This is a genomic window from Palleronia sp., from assembly GCF_042089775.1.
Taxonomy (GTDB): Bacteria; Pseudomonadota; Alphaproteobacteria; order Rhodobacterales; family Rhodobacteraceae; genus Palleronia.
The window spans coordinates 77,892-94,050 of the sequence record NZ_JBELKF010000002.1 but is presented as its reverse complement, the minus strand read 5'-3'; the positions used below and the strand labels follow the sequence as shown (position 1 = coordinate 94,050).

The 16,159-nt window shown below is 68.1% G+C and carries 16 protein-coding genes; 13 read left to right on the top strand and 3 right to left on the bottom strand.

Translation table 11 applies throughout. From position 1 onward, the window contains the following. Positions 1–19: 19 nt before the first annotated feature. The gene (locus tag ACFDS3_RS01290; protein ID WP_375260520.1) at positions 20–2,206 is read right to left on the bottom strand and encodes a primosomal protein N'; all 2,187 of its coding nucleotides are present in this window, start codon (positions 2,204–2,206) and stop codon (positions 20–22) included. 95 nt (positions 2,207–2,301) lie between these two features. Between ACFDS3_RS01290 and ACFDS3_RS01285 the strand changes: the two genes are divergently transcribed. Continuing rightward, a complete protein-coding gene (locus ACFDS3_RS01285; protein ID WP_375260519.1) occupies positions 2,302–2,490 on the top strand; it encodes a hypothetical protein in 189 nt (62 codons plus the stop codon). Here the strand turns inward: ACFDS3_RS01285 and ACFDS3_RS01280 are convergent. Then, positions 2,487–3,470 (bottom strand): 1-phosphofructokinase family hexose kinase, encoded by a 984-nt coding sequence (locus ACFDS3_RS01280; RefSeq protein ID WP_375260518.1) that lies wholly within the window; start codon positions 3,468–3,470, stop codon positions 2,487–2,489. The genes ACFDS3_RS01285 and ACFDS3_RS01280 overlap by 4 nt on opposite strands. Before the next feature lie 102 nt (positions 3,471–3,572). Here ACFDS3_RS01280 and ACFDS3_RS01275 point away from each other — a divergent pair, with 102 nt between their 5' ends. From ACFDS3_RS01275 to ACFDS3_RS01225, 11 genes are all read left to right on the top strand, one after another. After that, positions 3,573–4,274, top strand: a complete 702-nt coding sequence (locus ACFDS3_RS01275; RefSeq protein WP_375260517.1) for a hypothetical protein — start codon at positions 3,573–3,575, stop codon at positions 4,272–4,274. A gap of 57 nt (positions 4,275–4,331) precedes the next feature. Next, a complete protein-coding gene (polA, locus tag ACFDS3_RS01270) occupies positions 4,332–7,136 on the top strand; it encodes a DNA polymerase I (RefSeq protein ID WP_375260516.1) in 2,805 nt (934 codons plus the stop codon). A gap of 71 nt (positions 7,137–7,207) precedes the next feature. Beyond that, positions 7,208–8,107 (top strand): methionyl-tRNA formyltransferase, encoded by a 900-nt coding sequence (fmt, locus tag ACFDS3_RS01265; RefSeq protein ID WP_375260515.1) that lies wholly within the window; start codon positions 7,208–7,210, stop codon positions 8,105–8,107. A 70-nt stretch (positions 8,108–8,177) separates the two neighbouring features. Then, complete coding sequence (locus tag ACFDS3_RS01260) at positions 8,178–8,522, top strand: DUF202 domain-containing protein (protein ID WP_375260514.1); 345 nt, start codon at positions 8,178–8,180, stop codon at positions 8,520–8,522. Positions 8,523–8,569: 47 nt separating this feature from the next. Continuing rightward, positions 8,570–10,315, top strand: a complete 1,746-nt coding sequence (locus ACFDS3_RS01255; RefSeq protein WP_375260513.1) for a DNA polymerase III subunit gamma/tau — start codon at positions 8,570–8,572, stop codon at positions 10,313–10,315. A 197-nt stretch (positions 10,316–10,512) separates the two neighbouring features. Continuing rightward, on the top strand, positions 10,513–10,857 hold the full coding sequence (locus ACFDS3_RS01250) for a YbaB/EbfC family nucleoid-associated protein (protein ID WP_375260512.1): 345 nt from the start codon (positions 10,513–10,515) through the stop codon (positions 10,855–10,857). A 10-nt stretch (positions 10,858–10,867) separates the two neighbouring features. After that, on the top strand, positions 10,868–11,470 hold the full coding sequence (gene recR, locus ACFDS3_RS01245) for a recombination mediator RecR (protein WP_375260511.1): 603 nt from the start codon (positions 10,868–10,870) through the stop codon (positions 11,468–11,470). A gap of 227 nt (positions 11,471–11,697) precedes the next feature. After that, positions 11,698–12,201 (top strand): YbjN domain-containing protein, encoded by a 504-nt coding sequence (locus tag ACFDS3_RS01240; protein ID WP_375260510.1) that lies wholly within the window; start codon positions 11,698–11,700, stop codon positions 12,199–12,201. A gap of 134 nt (positions 12,202–12,335) precedes the next feature. After that, positions 12,336–12,752, top strand: coding sequence for a hypothetical protein (locus ACFDS3_RS01235; protein WP_375260509.1), 417 nt, complete (start codon positions 12,336–12,338; stop codon positions 12,750–12,752). A gap of 70 nt (positions 12,753–12,822) precedes the next feature. Beyond that, complete coding sequence (proC, locus tag ACFDS3_RS01230; RefSeq protein WP_375260508.1) at positions 12,823–13,623, top strand: pyrroline-5-carboxylate reductase; 801 nt, start codon at positions 12,823–12,825, stop codon at positions 13,621–13,623. Then, complete coding sequence (locus ACFDS3_RS01225; RefSeq protein ID WP_375260507.1) at positions 13,620–13,955, top strand: tRNA-binding protein; 336 nt, start codon at positions 13,620–13,622, stop codon at positions 13,953–13,955. The genes proC and ACFDS3_RS01225 overlap by 4 nt, the downstream gene beginning before the upstream one ends. Here the strand turns inward: ACFDS3_RS01225 and ACFDS3_RS01220 are convergent. Next, positions 13,952–14,641, bottom strand: coding sequence for a DUF599 domain-containing protein (locus ACFDS3_RS01220; protein WP_375260506.1), 690 nt, complete (start codon positions 14,639–14,641; stop codon positions 13,952–13,954). The two genes, ACFDS3_RS01225 and ACFDS3_RS01220, sit on opposite strands and share 4 nt — an antisense overlap. Positions 14,642–14,722: 81 nt before the next feature. On the opposite strand from ACFDS3_RS01220, the gene ACFDS3_RS01215 reads away from it, so the two are divergent. Then, entirely contained in the window at positions 14,723–16,156 is a 1,434-nt protein-coding gene (locus ACFDS3_RS01215) for an FAD-linked oxidase C-terminal domain-containing protein (protein ID WP_375260505.1), read from the top strand. The last annotated feature ends 3 nt before the right edge of the window (positions 16,157–16,159 follow it).

Here is a 16,159-nt window from a genome sequence, read left to right as displayed (position 1 = left end):
AGGTAGCGGGGCGCGATGGTCAGTAGAAGCTCTGCGGATCGATATCGACGCTGAGGCGGATGTCGCCCTTGATCCTGACCTGCGCGAGCCAGTCCGACACGGCGCTCTGCAGGGGCGCGCCTTTTTCGGCCTTCACCAGCATCCGCAGTCGGTGCCGCCCGCGGATGCGCGCGATCGGCGCGGGCGCAGGGCCGTACAGCACCGCCCCGATCCGCCGGAGCGGCCCGTCGATCCGCGCAAGGTGATTGCCCAGGTCGAACACCGCCTGGATGTCGGGTGAGGAGAGAACGATCCCGGCCATCCGGCCGTAGGGCGGCACGCCTGCGGCCTTGCGCTCGGCGGCTTCAGCGGCCCAGAAGCCGTCCTCGTCGCCGGACAGGATTGCCTTGATGACGTGGTGCTCGGGCTGGAAGGTCTGAAGCCACGCCTCGCCCGGCCGCTCGGCACGGCCCGCGCGCCCCGCGACCTGCCGCATCAGCTGGAACGTGCGCTCCGCCGCCCGCAAATCCGAGCCCTGAAGCCCCAGGTCCGCGTCGATCACGCCCACCAGCGTCAGCAGCGGAAAGTTGTGTCCCTTGGCAACAAGCTGCGTGCCCACGACGATGTCGGCATCGCCCGCCGCGATGGCCTCGATCCGGGCCTTCAGCGCGCGGGCGGATTGGTACATGTCCGAAGACAGCACCTCGACCCGCGCGTCGGGGAACAGGGCGGCGGCTTCCTCGGCCATCCGCTCGACGCCGGGGCCGACGGCAGCGAGTTTGCCCTCGACCTTGCACGAGGGGCAGACCTCGGGCATCGGCTTGGTCTCTCCGCATTGGTGGCAGACGAGGCGCTTGAGAAAGCGATGCTCGACCATGCGCGCGTCGCAGTGGTCGCAGGCGATCATCTCGCCACAGGCCCGGCAGATGGTCACGGGCGCATAGCCGCGGCGGTTGAGGAAAAGGAGGCTCTGCTCCCCTCGTTCCAGCCGGTCCGCGATCTGGCCCTGAAGCGAGGGTGAGACCCAGCGGCCCCCTGGCAGATCCTCGCCCCGCATGTCGATGGCGCGCATCTGGGGCATGGCGCGGTCGCCAAAGCGCGACGTCAGGGTCAGCGCGCTGTATTTCCCGGCTTCGACATTCGCCCAAGTCTCCAGCGACGGGGTGGCCGAAGCCAGCACCACCTGCGCCTTGCAGATCGAGGCGCGCAGCACCGCCATGTCCCGCGCGGAATAAAGGACGCCATCTTCCTGCTTATAGGACGTGTCATGCTCTTCATCGACGACGACCAAGCCCAGGTCGCTGAACGGCAGGAACAGCGCGGACCGCGCCCCGACGATCAGCGAGGAATTGCCTTCGCCAACCATCCGCCAGCAGCGGCGACGCTCGGTCTGGGTGACGCCGTGGTGCCATTCGGCGGGCTTCGCGCCGAAGCGGGCCTCAACCCGGGACAGGAATTCCGAGGTCAGCGCGATCTCGGGCAGCAGCACCAGCGCCTGCCGCCCCTGTCGCAGGCATTCGGCGACGGCTTCGAGGTAGACCTCGGTCTTGCCCGAGCCGGTGACGCCGCGCAGCATCGTGGTGCCGTAGGTCCCGCTTGCCACGGCCTTGATCAGCATGTCCGCGGCTCCGGCCTGATCGCCCGCCAGCGTCTTGCCCGGCAGGTCGGGGTCGAGCCGAGGGTATGGCGCGTCACGGGGGGTGTCGCGCTCGATCACCGCGCCCTGCTTGACCAGCCCCTTCACGACGGAAGAACCCACGCCCGCCATCTCGGACAGCTCCGACAGGGTGAAGGACAGGTCGCCGTATTCGGCCAGCGCGTCCAGAACCCGACGGCGGGCGTCGGTTATCCGGTCGGGCTCTTCTGACCCGCGCGCATAGACCTTGCGCATCGACACATCCGACCCCAGCCCCGGCGAGCGCGTGGCCAGCCGCAGCATCGCGGGCATCGGGGTCAGCGTGTATTCGGCGGCGCGGTTCAGGAACTGGCGCATCTCGTCCCGCATCGGCACAACGTCCAGCACGCGGTTGATCGTGCGGACCTTTGATAGATCGTAGCCGCCGATCCCCTCGCCCCAGACCACCCCAAGCACCTTGCGCGGGCCCAGCGGTACCTCGACGAAGTCACCCGTCCCGCAGCCGCCTTCCGGCGCGCGGTAGTCGAGCGCCCGGTCGAGCGGCTGGGTGGTGAGGACGGCGACGAGGTCGCCCGGCGCGAAGCGGATCATGGCGTGGTCGATGTGCCCCCTCGGGCGCGGCGCTGCAAGGGCGCTGACCTTTGCACGCCGATCCTGTAGACGGGCCGAAACAGGAGCCACTGCCCATGAAGTTCTTCGACGTCCGCTCGCCCTGGTTTCGCCCGATGTGGCGGCGCATCCTCGTCTTCGGCGTCACCGCCGCGTGGAGCGTGTTTGAGCTGGTGAACGGCAACCCCGGCTGGGCGCTTCTGTTCGGGGCGGCGGCAGCGTGGCTGGCGTGGCAGTTCTTCTTCGTGTTCGACCAGGCGGACTAGGCCGGGTCGACTTGTTCGATCGTGCACTCGGCGCGGAGGGTCTCGATCATGTCGGGCTGGCACAGGTCGGTGGCCGGCGTCGTGACGGTGGCCGCGGCGGCGGCGGTGCCCCAGCGCAGCGCCTCTTCGGGTGGGGTGCCGATGGACAGCGCCCAGGTCATCGCTGCAAGGAAGCTGTCGCCCGCGCCGGTCGCAGAGACGACCTCGACCTTCGGCGGGCGGACGAACCAGACCCCATCGGCCGAGGCCAGGAGGTTGCCTTCGGCATCGCGACCCACGACGACGTAGCGCGCGGCACCTGCGGCCACTGCATCGGCCGCAAAGCGCGCGGTGTCGCCCAGCGCGGGCATCGGACGCCCGCCGGCCTCTTCGGCCTCGAGATGGTCGATACGCAGCAGCTCGGGCCGCATCTCCGGATCGCTGTCGGGGGTGCGGACGAGATCGTTCAGCGCTGCGCCCGAGGTGTCCACGACCAGCCGCGTGCCCATTGGACCCGAGGCACGGGCCAGCGCACGCGGGAACGTGCCCGCCAGCGCGCCGGGGAGAGAGCCTGACAGCACCACGAAATCGCCCCGCACCGATTCCTCGGATACGGCCTGGATGGCACGCTCGCCATCCTCGACCGTCAGGTCGGGTCCCGGCAGGATGAAACGGAACTGCTTGCCGGTCGAGCGGTCGGTGACGCCGAGGCTGGCGCGTGTCTCGCCCTCGACCGGGATGACGCGAACCGACAGCCCCTCGCGCTCCATCGCTTCGTGCAGGCGCTGGCCCATGCTGCCGCCAAGGGCAACGATGGCCGCCGTTTCGCCGCCCAGCCGTTGCACGAGGCGCGAGACGTTGATGCCGCCGCCGCCCGGATCGACGCGCGGGGCGTCGCACCGCAGTTTGGGACCCGGAACGACCCGCTCGGTCCCCGTGGCAAGATCGAGCGCGGGGTTCATGGTCACGGTCAGGATGGCGGGCAGCTGGTCGATGCTCATGGACGCCAAGGTGCGCAGGAGGCCCCGCAAGTCAACCCCGTCCCTCTTCCCGGATGGGGGCGGGACGATTACCTGCGCCAGAGCCCCGACCGAAGGTCCGCCATGCTTCGCCTTGTCCTCTGCCTGCTGCTGCTCGGCCTTCCCGCGTGGGCCGCGCCCGATCATGGGTTGATCGAGAATCGCACCGGCCTTCCGCTGACCCTGCCCCTGCAGGTTCGAACTGAGCCGGGGCGAGACGTCTACCTCGTGATGCGCGACGCAGCGACGACCGAGATCGCGGTGATAGCCTATATCGAGGGCGGACGGTTCTTTCAGCTTCTGATGCCGCCGGGCACCTACACGATGCACACCGCGATCGGCCGCGAGTGGCGAGACGCTGAGGAGCTGTTCGGCAAAGACACCGAGTTCCATACCCTGCCCGAGGCGCTGACCTTCCGGGCCGGGATGACGCGCAAGCGCGGACATCTTGTGGATCTCACCGCCCGCGACCGCCTGGCAGAGGCGCCGGTCCGCGACATCGCCCTGTGCCAGTATTACGGCGCCGCACCCGCACCCGAGCGACCTGCACCGCCCCGCGACCAGACCCGGTCCATCGCGCCCGAAGTGCCGGATGGCTTCCCGCGCCCGCCGGGGCCGCGCGACCCGCTTCTCGACGGCGCGCCCGAGCTGGGGCTGGAGATCGGCAACACCGTCCCCGACATTCCGCTGTGGCAACGGCTCGACGCACCGGACTCGCGGATCGCGGCAGAGCGCGAAGGGGCCGAACGGGCACCCCTGCTCCAACGCCCCTGTGATCCGGCCTGATGGCTGGCACCGGCGCGCGGTTCGTGGCATTCCACGCGCACCATTAGGAGGCACATCATGAGCGGCGCATTCGGCAAGGGCCACCACCTGCACCTGATCGACGGATCGGCCTTCATCTTCCGCGCCTTCCACGCGCTGCCGCCGCTGACGCGCAAATCCGACGGGCTGCCGGTGGGGGCGGTCTCGGGCTTCGTGAACATGCTGTGGAAGACGGTGCAGGACAACAAGGGCGCCGACGCGCCGACCCATGCGGCGGTGGTGTTCGACAAGGGCTCGATCACCTTCCGCAACGAGATGTACGACCTGTACAAGGCGAACCGGGACGAGATGCCCGAGGATCTGCGCCCCCAGATCCCCCTGACGCGCGACGCCACCCGCGCCTTCAACATCGCCTGCCTTGAAGAAGAGGGGTTCGAGGCCGACGACATCATCGCCACGCTCGCCTGCAAGGCCCGCGACGCCGGGGGGCGCGTGACCATCGTGTCGTCGGACAAGGACCTGATGCAGCTCGTGGGCGATGGCGTGGTGATGTTCGACGCCATGAAGAACACCGTGATCGACCGCGAGGGGGTCGAGGCCAAGTTCGGCGTCGGCCCCGAGCGCGTAGTGGACGTGCAGGCGCTGGCCGGCGACAGCGTGGACAACGTGCCCGGCGCGCCCGGCATCGGCATCAAGACCGCCGCCCAGCTGATCAACGAATACGGCTCGCTCGAAGAGCTTCTGTCCCGCGCCGAGGAGGTCAAGCAGCCCAAGCGCCGCCAGACCCTGATCGATCACGCCGACCAGATCCGGCTGTCGAAGAAGCTGGTGCAGCTCGATTGCGGGATGGCGCTGGATTACGACCTCGACACGCTCGAGGTGAAGGACCCCGACGCCGACACCCTGATCGGCTTCCTGACCGAAATGGAGTTCCGCACCATCATCCGCCGCGTGGCGCAGGAGCTGGGCGTCGAGGCCCCCGCCGTGCCCGAGACCGCCCCGGTCAGCGCCGCCGCCGAGGCCGAAGAGATCGAGCAGCCCCCGTTCCCCGAGGACTACATCTGGATCAGGACCGAGGAAGAACTGGCCACCTGGATCGCCCGCGCGAAGGATCAGGGCTACGTCGCCGTCGACACCGAGACGACGGCCCTGAACGAGATGCGGGCGCTGCTGGTCGGCGTCTCGCTGGCGCTGGCCCCGGGCGAGGCGTGCTACATCCCGCTCGCCCACAAGGAGAACGCCGAGGCCGACCTTTTCGCCACCGACGCGCTGGCCGAGGGGCAGATGCCGATGGAGCGGGCGCTGGCGCTGCTCAAGCCGTTGTTGGAGGATGAAAGCGTTCTGAAGATCCTCCAGAACGCCAAGTACGACTACAAGATCCTCAAGCGCAACGGCATCGAGATGCGCCCGATGGACGACACGATGCTGATCTCCTACGCGCAGCATGCGGGGCTGCATGGCCACGGCATGGACACGTTGGCCGAGCGCTACCTCAGCCACACCTGCATCCCCATCAAGGACCTGATCGGAAGCGGCAAGGCGCAGGTCACCTTCGACAAGGTCCCCGTGGACAAGGCCGTGCGCTACGCCGCCGAGGATGCCGACGTGACCCTGCGCCTGCACGAGTTGCTGAAGCCGCAGCTTCACCGCGCGCGCGTGACGACCGTGTACGAGACGCTGGAACGCCCGCTGATCCCGGTTCTCGCGCGGATGGAGATGGCTGGCATCGCCGTCGACCGCAGCACGCTGTCGCGCATGTCGGGTGCCTTTGCGCAGAAGATGGGCGCGCTCGAGGCAGAGATCCGCGAGATTGCGGGCGAGGGGTTCAATGTCGGGTCGCCCAAGCAGCTGGGCGACATCCTGTTTGGCAAGCTGGGCCTGCCCGGCGGCAAGAAGGGCAAGACGGGCGCCTACGGGACCGGGGCCGACGTGCTCGAGGATCTGGCGACCGAGCACGAGCTGCCCCGCAAGGTGCTGGACTGGCGGCAGGTCTCGAAGCTGAAATCGACCTATACGGACGCGCTGCAGGACCATATCGACCCTGTCACGGGCCGCGTCCACACCTGCTATTCGATCGCCGGGGCCAACACCGGCCGCCTCGCCTCGACCGACCCGAACCTGCAGAACATCCCGATCCGCACCGAGGAAGGCCGCCGCATCCGCGAGGCCTTCGTCGCGCCCGAGGGCAAGACGCTGGTCAGCCTCGACTACTCCCAGATCGAGCTGCGCATCCTCGCCCATATCGCCGGGATCGACGCGCTGAAGCAGGCCTTCAAGGAAGGGCAGGACATCCACGCCGCCACCGCGTCCGAGATGTTCGGCGTGCCTTTGGACCAGATGACCCCCGACATCCGCCGCCAGGCCAAGGCCATCAATTTCGGCGTCATCTACGGGATCAGCGGCTTCGGCCTTGCCCGCAACCTGCGCATCCCCCGCGACGAGGCGCAGGGCTTCATCGACCGCTATTTCGAGCGCTTCCCGGGCATCAAGGACTACATGGCCGAAACCACGGCCTTCGCGAAGGAGCACGGCTACGTCCAGACCCTGTTCGGCCGTCGCATCAACACGCCCGAGATCAATGCCAAGGGTCCCGGCGCAGGCTTCGCCAAGCGCGCCGCCATCAACGCTCCGATTCAGGGAACCGCCGCCGACGTGATCCGCCGCGCGATGATCCGGATGGAGGCCGCGATCGAGGGCCTGCCCGCCACCATGCTGCTGCAGGTCCACGACGAACTCCTGTTCGAGGTCGACGAGGGCCACGAAGACGCCCTGATCACTCGCGCCCGCGAGGTGATGGAGGCCGCAGCCGCTCCGGCGGTGCACCTGACAGTCCCCCTTGACGCCGATGCGGGGCAAGGCCCGAACTGGGCGGCCGCGCACTGAACCAGCCCGGTCTGGCAGGGCGGCCCCGCGCGCGCTAGGTGCGGGGCGCAGGCAGCAAGGAAGGTCTCGTCATGCGCGTCGTCTTCATGGGAACGCCCGATTTCTCGGTCCCCGCGCTCGAGGCGCTGGATCGCGAGGGGCACGAGGTGATCTGCGCCTACACCCAGCCCCCGCGCCCTGCCGGACGTGGCAAGAAGGACCGTCCCACCGCCGTCCACCGCGCCGCCGAGGCGCGCAGGATCGAGGTGCGCCACCCCCGCACGCTACGCGATGCTGACGCGCAAGCCGAGTTCGCCGCGCTGGGCGCCGACGTGGCGGTCGTGGTGGCCTACGGGCTGATCCTGCCGCAACCGGTGCTGGACGCGCCGCGGCATGGCTGCCTGAACATCCACGCCTCGCTCCTGCCGCGCTGGCGGGGGGCCGCGCCGATTCACCGCGCGATCATGGCGGGCGATCCCACGACAGGAGTGTGCATCATGCGGATGGAGGCGGGGCTGGATACCGGCCCCGTGATCCTGCGCGAGACGACCCCCATCGGCCCCGAGGATACCACCGGCGATCTGCATGATCGCCTTTCGGGCATGGGGGCGAGCGCCATCGTCGCGACGCTGGGGCGGCTGGGTGCGCTGCCAGAGATGCCCCAGCCCGAGATCGGCGTGACCTATGCCGAAAAGGTCGACAAGGCCGAGGCACGGATCGACTGGTCGCGCCCCGCGGTCGAGGTGGACCGGCAGATTCGCGGCCTGTCTCCGTTCCCCGGGGCCTGGTGCGAGGCGGATGGTGCCCGGCTGAAGCTGCTGCGCTCGCGGCTGGCCGAGGGGGCCGGCGTGCCGGGCGAGGTGCTGGAGGGTTTCACCATCGCCTGCGGCAACGGCGCCGTCGAGATCCTCGAGGTGCAGCGCGAGGGGCGGCGGCCGCAATCCTCGGACGAGGCTCTGCGGGGCATGGCGCTGCCTGAGCGGCTGACTTGACCCCTAGCGGCCGTTTTGCCGGCGCCGAGGGCAGCGCTAAATCCAGCGTATGACGCCCCCGAAGCAACAGATGGCGGAAGAGCGCACAGATTGGGCCGAGGATCGCACGATGCTCGCGGCCGAGCGCACTTTTGCGGGCTGGGTGCGAACAGGTCTGACCATCATCGTCCTCGCCATTGGCCTTCAGGCGCTGTTCCGCGCGGCCGAGCCGACGTGGCTGCCGAAAGCTATCGCAAGCCTGTTCCTGATCACGGCGATCCTGATCTTCGCCGCGGCCTGGCGCGAGGCGATCATCAGCCATCGCAACTTCACCAATCACGGCTGCACCGTGCAGCCGATCTGGCGGGTGTCGCTCCTGTGCGCGCTTCTGATCGTCGGGACGACAGGAACGGGCCTCGTGCTCTGGCTGCTGTGAACCGGGCGCGGTAGGGTCGAGGCGACCCGACTCGGAACAGAGGTGTCATGGCCGACAGTCCCGCCTACCAGGTGCTTGCCCGGAAATACCGCCCCGCGACCTTCTCCGATCTGATTGGGCAGGACGCTATGGTGCGCGTGCTGAAGAACGCCTTCGCCGCCGACCGGATCGCGCAGGCCTTCATCATGACCGGCATCCGCGGCACGGGGAAAACCACCACCGCACGGATCATCGCCAAGGGGATGAACTGCATTGGTCCCGACGGCAATGGCGGCCCCACGACCCAGCCCTGCGGCGTGTGCGAGCCCTGCCGCGCCATCACCGAGGGCCGGCATGTCGACGTAATGGAGATGGACGGCGCCTCGCAGACCGGCGTCAACGACATCCGCGAGAACGTGCTGAACTCGGTCCAGTATGCGCCCGCCTCGGCGCGCTACAAGATCTACATCATCGACGAGGTTCACATGCTCTCGACCAGCGCGTTCAACGCGCTGCTCAAGACGCTGGAAGAGCCGCCCGCCCATGTGAAGTTCATCTTCGCCACGACCGAGATCCGCAAGGTCCCGGTCACGGTCCTGTCCCGCTGCCAGCGCTTCGACCTGCGCCGGATCGAACCCGAGGTGATGATCGGCCACCTGAAGTGGATCGCCGAGCAGGAGGGGGCGCAGGTTTCGGACGACGCCTACGCGCTGCTTGTGCGTACCGCCGAGGGGTCCGTGCGGGACGCGCTGTCGCTGATGGATCAGGCGATCGCGCATGGGCAGGGCGAAACCTCGGCCGAGCAGGTGCGCGCGATGCTGGGCCTCGCCGACCGGGGCCGGGTCATGGACCTGTTCGACATGGTGATGAAGGGCGACGCGGCGGCGGCGCTGTCGGAACTGGCTGGCCAATATGCCGACGGCGCCGACCCCATGGCCGTGCTGCGTGACCTGGCCGAGGTCACGCATTGGATCAGCGTGGTCAAGATTACCCCTGACGCCGCCGAGGATCCCACGGTCGGCCCGGACGAGCGCGAGCGGGGTCGTGACATGGCCGAACGTCTGCCGATGCGGGCGCTGACGCGGATGTGGCAGATGCTGCTGAAGGCGCTCGAGGAAGTCTCGGCCGCGCCGAACGCGATGATGGCCGCCGAGATGGCGATCATCCGCCTGACCCACGTGGCCGATCTGCCGCCGCCAGGGGACCTCGTGCGCAAGTTGAAGGACGGTCCGCCCGTGGGGGCGCCCGCTCCGCAGAACGGTGGCACGCCAGCTGGGGCAGGTCCGACCGCACACATGGCCGCGCCGCCCGCGCGCGCGGGACATGGGGGACACGGCACGGCGACCGCGCTCGCGCACCAGCCCGACGACGCGCTGATCCGCTATCAGCGCTTCGATCAGGTGGTCGAGCTGATCCGGGCCAACCGCGACGCCAAGCTGCTGATCGACGTCGAGACCGGCGTCCGGCTCGTCCACTACGCTCCTGGCCGGATCGAGTTTGCGCCCACCGACGCCGCACCGCGCGATCTTGCCGCCCGCCTTGGCGCCGCGCTCAGCCGGTGGACGGGGGTACGCTGGGGCGTCTCGGTGGTTTCGGAAGGGGGTGAGTCCACCATTGCCGAGGTGCGCGACGCCGCAGCCGAAGCGTTGCGCGCCAAGGCGTTGGCGCACCCGATGATGCAGGCGGTGCTCGACGCGTTCCCCAAGGCGAAGATCGTCGAGATCAGAACCCCCGAACAGATTGCCGCCGAAGCCGAGGCGCAGGCCCTGCCCGAAGTTGACGAGGAATGGGACCCCTTCGCCGAAGACGATTGATGGACCCCGGCGCGATCACGCGGCGTTGAGCGGTGCAACATCAACCGGAGACCCCAATGTCGCGCATCATCTACCTCATCGGCCTCGTCGTCGTCATCGCCATCATCCTGTCGCTGCTGGGTCTCATCTGAGCCGCCGCTTGAACGGCAGACCCTGCGCCCGTATCTGAAGGACAACTTCACATACGGGAGAGAGCGATGTTCAAGGGAATGGGCGGCCTCGGCGACATGGGCAAGATGATGAAGGCCGCGCAGGAAATGCAGGGCAAGATGGAGACCCTGCAGGAAGACCTGCGCAACATGCATGTCACCGGCGAAAGCGGCGCGGGGCTGGTCAAGGCGACCTCGACCGCCAAGGGCGAGCTCGTGGGCCTCGACATCGACCCCTCGATCTTCAATCCGGACGAAAAGGAAGTGGTCGAGGATCTGATCCTTGCCGCGATCAAGGACGCCCAGCAAAAGGCTTCGGACAAGGCGCAGGAAGAGATGTCCAAGCTGACCGAGGGTCTGGGCCTGCCGCCAGGCATGAAGCTGCCGTTCTGAGCAGCGCCTGATGCCCGATGCCCCCAACGACATCCAGGCGCTGATCGATTTGATGGCGCGCTTGCCGGGGCTCGGGCCGCGCTCGGCCCGTCGGGCCGTGCTGCACCTCATCAAGAAGCGCGCCGCCGTCATGCGCCCCCTCGCGCAGGCGTTGACGACCGTCGCCGACGAGGCCCGCGAATGTCTCGTCTGCGGTAATATCGGGACGCAGGACGTCTGCGAGATCTGCCGGTCCGAGAAACGCGCCACGGGCGAGATCTGCGTGGTCGAGGATGTCGCCGATCTCTGGGCGATGGAACGTGCCGGCGTCTTTCGTGGCCGCTACCACGTGCTCGGTGGCACACTATCGGCGCTGGACGCCGTGGGGCCGGACGAGCTGCGCATCCCCCGCCTCGAGGCGCGCGTGACCGAAGAGGGGATCAGCGAGGTGATCCTTGCCCTTGGGGCGACCGTGGATGGGCAGACCACCGCGCATTACATCGCCGACCGTCTCGCGGGGATCGACGGGCTGCGGCTGACCACGCTGGCGCAAGGCGTGCCGGTGGGCGGCGAGCTCGACTTCCTCGACGACGGGACCATCGGCGCAGCGTTGCGCGCGCGCCTCAGTCTCTAGGCGCTCTGTCACAGAAACGTATCAATCGGCATCCCATATCTTGCGTTCGGCGCGCGGATATCCACAACTTTGCGGCTGCCCCACGCAAATTACCGCTTTACAGATTCGCGGAGTGCCCACACCATATCTTGTGAGGACAGGGGGCGAACAAGACCCCTCCTCGTGCAGGCACCGAGACCTTGGGCGATTCGCAGCATCCCCTCGGTCCCACAGACATGGGGATGCCAATGTCGTTGAGCGAGCAGTATATCACGCCCGAAGATCTCGACCCGATCGACCTGGTCGAGCATCTGGCGACCTACAACGAATGGGAATTCGACCGCGTTGCCGACGACCAGATCGCCATGGCGGTCGAGGGCAAGTGGCGCACCTACTCCCTCACCCTGGCCTGGGCGCCCTATGACGAGACGCTCCGCCTGATCTGCACCTTCGAGATGGAGCCCCCCGAGGAGCGTCTACCCGAACTCTACGAGGTGCTGAACGCCGCCAACGATCAATGCTGGCTGGGCGCCTTCACATACTGGGCCGAGCCCAAGCTGATGGTCTATCGCTATGCGCTGTCGCTGTCGGGCGCACAGCTTGCCGGGTCCGAGCAGATCGACCGCATGATCGACGCCGCCATCCGCAATGCGGAACGCTTCTATCCCGCCTTCCAATTGGTTTGCTGGGGCAATCGCGCGCCCCGCGACGCCATGCAGGTCGCAATAGCCGAGGCCTACGGCCGGGCGTGACCTGCCCCCGCAGGGGCCGCGATCACAATCACCTCTCATAAGAATCCAGATCGCGGCCCCACTCCTTAATCCACGCTAACCACCCCAGCGGTTTTCGCCTGCGCCCGGCCGTACGGCGGGCTAGATAGGGCGTCATGGCCGGCGAACTCGAACTTGCAGCGATCCTGTGCAGCCTGATCCTTGGTGGTGAGACCGAGGTCAGCCACGCCTATTCCGTGGGCTATGACCTGCACCGCGTGCGCGTCGATTGCGAGACCGAAGGTACGGTGATCGAGGTCGGGCTCGACAAGCGCTCGTCGCTCGACAGCGTGCAGCAGGCGATCTTTGCCGGATCGCTGACCGGGAAGCGGCCCGTGGTCGTGCTGATCGACACCGACGGGCGCGAGGGGCCGTTCGAACTGCGCATCCGCACCGTGTCCGATCTTGCAGGCGTCGACTACCTGACGTGGAGCGCGGATGCCCTGCTGCGCCACGAGGCCGCCCAAGCTCCGCATCCTGCACCGGCTCCCTTGGTGCGGGATCGCCAGCCCAGGCCGGACGAGGGTTCCTGAGTACCTCCCGCGCCCCCGTGACATCTCCGCCGGCCTCTGGTCTGTTGCGCCAAACGGAAGAGGTGACGCGATGGACATGAACGAACTCAAGCGCCGCGGGCTGGTGCTGCTGGGCTGCGGAAAGATGGGCTCGGCGATGCTCGAAGGGTGGTTAAAGGGCGCGCTCGACCCGGCCGACGTGTGGGTGATCGACCCCAAGCCGTCCGAGTGGCTCCAGCAGACGGGCGTCCACATCAATGAGGGGCGGCCCGAGAACCCGGCCATGCTGCTGGTCGCCGTCAAGCCGCAGATGATGACCGGCGCGCTGCCCGACGTCGCGGCTTTGGGTGGCGGCAAAACGGTGGTTCTGTCGGTTGCTGCCGGCGTCACCATCGCCAAGTTCGAGGACGCGTTCGGCGCGGGCACGCCGATTGTGCGCGCCATGCCCAACACGCCCGCCGCCGTCGGGCGCGGGATCACGGCGATCGTGGCGAATGACGACGGGCAGTCGTCGCTCGACCTTGCGGCCGAGTTGCTGGACGCCGTCGGCCAGACGGTCAGGCTCGAGAGCGAGGGCCAGATGGATGCGGTCACCGCCGTCTCGGGGTCAGGGCCGGCCTACGTGTTCCACATGATCGAATGCATGGCCAAGGCCGGCGAGGCGCAGGGCCTGTCGCCCGATCTTGCGCTCGCTCTGGCCAAGGCCACCGTCGGCGGCGCGGGCCAACTGGCCGAGGACAGCCCCAAGGACCCGACGACCCTGCGGCAAGAGGTGACCTCGCCCAACGGGACGACGCAGGCGGGGCTCGACGTGCTGATGGCAGACTTGCCGGACCTCATGCGCCGCACCATCACCGCCGCCGCCGACCGCTCGCGCGAGCTCGGCGCATGAGCGCCACGTTCGACGATTTCCTCAAGCTCGACATCCGCGTCGGGCGCATCGTCGAGGCCGAGCCGTTCCCCGAGGCGCGCAAGCCTGCAATCAAGCTGCGCGTGGATTTCGGGGGCGGGATCGGCGTGAAGAGGTCATCGGCCCAGATCACCCGGCACTACGATCCCGAAGCGCTTGTCGGCAAGCAGGTGCTGGCGGTGGTAAACTTCCCGCCCCGCCAGATCGGCCCGGTCAAGTCAGAGGTCCTGGTTCTGGGCGTCCCCGATCCCGACGGCGAGGTCGTCCTCGTTGCGCCGGACCAGGACGTGCCCCTGGGCGGCAAGCTGCATTAGCGCTGGCTGAGGATGGCGTGGGTCTGCGAGCGGTACTCGCGCGCCCAGATCACCCAGAACACCACGACGCTCGCCAGGATCAGCGGCAGCGGGCCGATCAGCCACGCCAGCGCCGCCAGCGCGACATAGATCGCCCGCAACCCGCGATTGAAGTTCCATGCCGCGCGAATGTTCAGCTCTGCCGCGCGGGCGGCGCGGGGCAGCGCCTCGGGATCGTCGGGGTCGTTCGGCACCGCCGCCATGACGACCGCACAATAGCCGAACAGCCGATTGGACCATACGAATTTCAGGAAGGACTCTGTCAGCAGAAGCGCCACGAAGCCCAGCTTCACCTGGTAGATCACCGGGGTTGCATGGGCGCCGAGCTCTTCTGCCACGCCGCCGATCTGTTCCGCGTTGCCGATCAGGGCCAGCACGCCTCCGATGGCAAGGACCACGGTCGAGGCGAAGAAGCTTGTCGCCTGCCGCAGGGTGGACAGGATCGTCGCGTCGAAGATGCGCGGCTGCCGGGTGACCATCTGCACCATCCACGCGCGCCGCTCGGCCATCATCAGCACCGTGACCGACGGCTTTCTTGCCCCCTCGCGCTCAATCCAGAAGCCGAAAGCCTGCCACCCCGCCAGAAGCAGAAAGACAGCGAAAGCGTCGAGCGGGGACAGGTGCAACAGGCGGTCAAGCAGAGACATGACGCGGACCATAGGCCGCGCCCGCCGCGCTTGCCAGTGCCCGGCCCCGCGCATAGCCTCGAGTCTTCAGGAGGACCCTTCATGCAGATGCCGGACCCGAACCCCGCCATCCTGTCGCGCAAGGCGGCCGTCGTGCGCCGCCTGGCCGAGGCGCTGCCGGACGGCGCGGTGATTCACGCCCCGGAAGAGGTGCGCGCCTACGAATGTGACGCGCTGACGGCCTATGCCTGTCCGCCGCTGGCGGTGGTGCTGGCGTCGTCGACCGAGGAAGTCTCGGCCTGCCTGCGCATCTGCCACGAAGAAGGTGTCCCCGTCGTCCCGCGTGGTGCGGGCACGTCGCTGGCGGGTGGCTCGTTGCCCACGGCTGACGCGGTGGTCCTTGGCGTTGCCCGGATGGACGAGGTGCTCGAGGTCAGCTACCCCGACCGCATCATCCGGGTGCAGACTGGGATCACCAACCTCGGCGTGACCGGCGCGGTCGAGGAGGACGGGTTCTTCTACGCTCCCGACCCCTCATCCCAGCTGGCCTGCGCCATTGCCGGGAACATCGCGATGAACTCGGGCGGGGCGCATTGCCTGAAATACGGGGTGACCACGAACAACCTTGTGGGTGCGACGGTCGTGCTGATGAACGGCACCGTGGTCGAGCTGGGCGGCGGTCACATGGATGCGCCCGGCCTCGACCTTCTGGGCGTGATCTGCGGGTCTGAGGGGCAGCTTGGCGTCGTGACCGAGGCGACGCTGCGCATCCTGCCCAAGCCCGAGGGCGCGCGCCCGGTCCTGATCGGCTTCGACCGGTCCGAGGTGGCGGGGCGATGCGTCAGCGACATCCTCAAGGCCGGCATCCTGCCCGTCGCGATCGAGTTCATGGACAGCCCGGCCATCCGCGCCTGCGAGGCTTTCGCAGGCGCGGGTTATCCCGACTGCGCGGCGCTGCTGATCGTGGAGGTTGAAGGCTCGGACGCCGAGATCGACGCGCAGTTGGATCGGATCGCCGAAATTGCCCGCCGCCTGGATCCGGTCGAGCTGCGAGCCTCGACCAGTGCCGAGGAAAGCGCAGCGATCTGGCTGGGCCGCAAGTCGGCCTTCGGCGCGATGGGGCAGCTGGGCGACTACATCTGCCTCGACGGCACGATCCCGGTGGGCGAGCTGCCCCGCGTCCTGAACGGCATCACCGAGTTGACCGAAAGCTACGGGCTGGGCGTCGCCAACGTCTTCCACGCGGGCGATGGCAATATGCACCCACTGATCCTGTTCGACGCGAACAAGGCTGGCGACCTGGACAAGGCCGAGGCCTTGGGCGCTGACATCTTGCGCCTTTGCGTCGAGGTGGGCGGCTGCCTGACGGGCGAGCATGGCGTCGGCGTCGAAAAGCGCGACCTCATGGAAGTGCAGTTCGACCCCGCGGACCTAGAGGCGCAGATGCGGGTGAAGGATGTGTTCGACCCGAAATGGCTGCTGAACCCGGCCAAGGTGTTTCCGCTGTCCGTCAGCGCCGGGCGGCGAGCGGCCTGACGA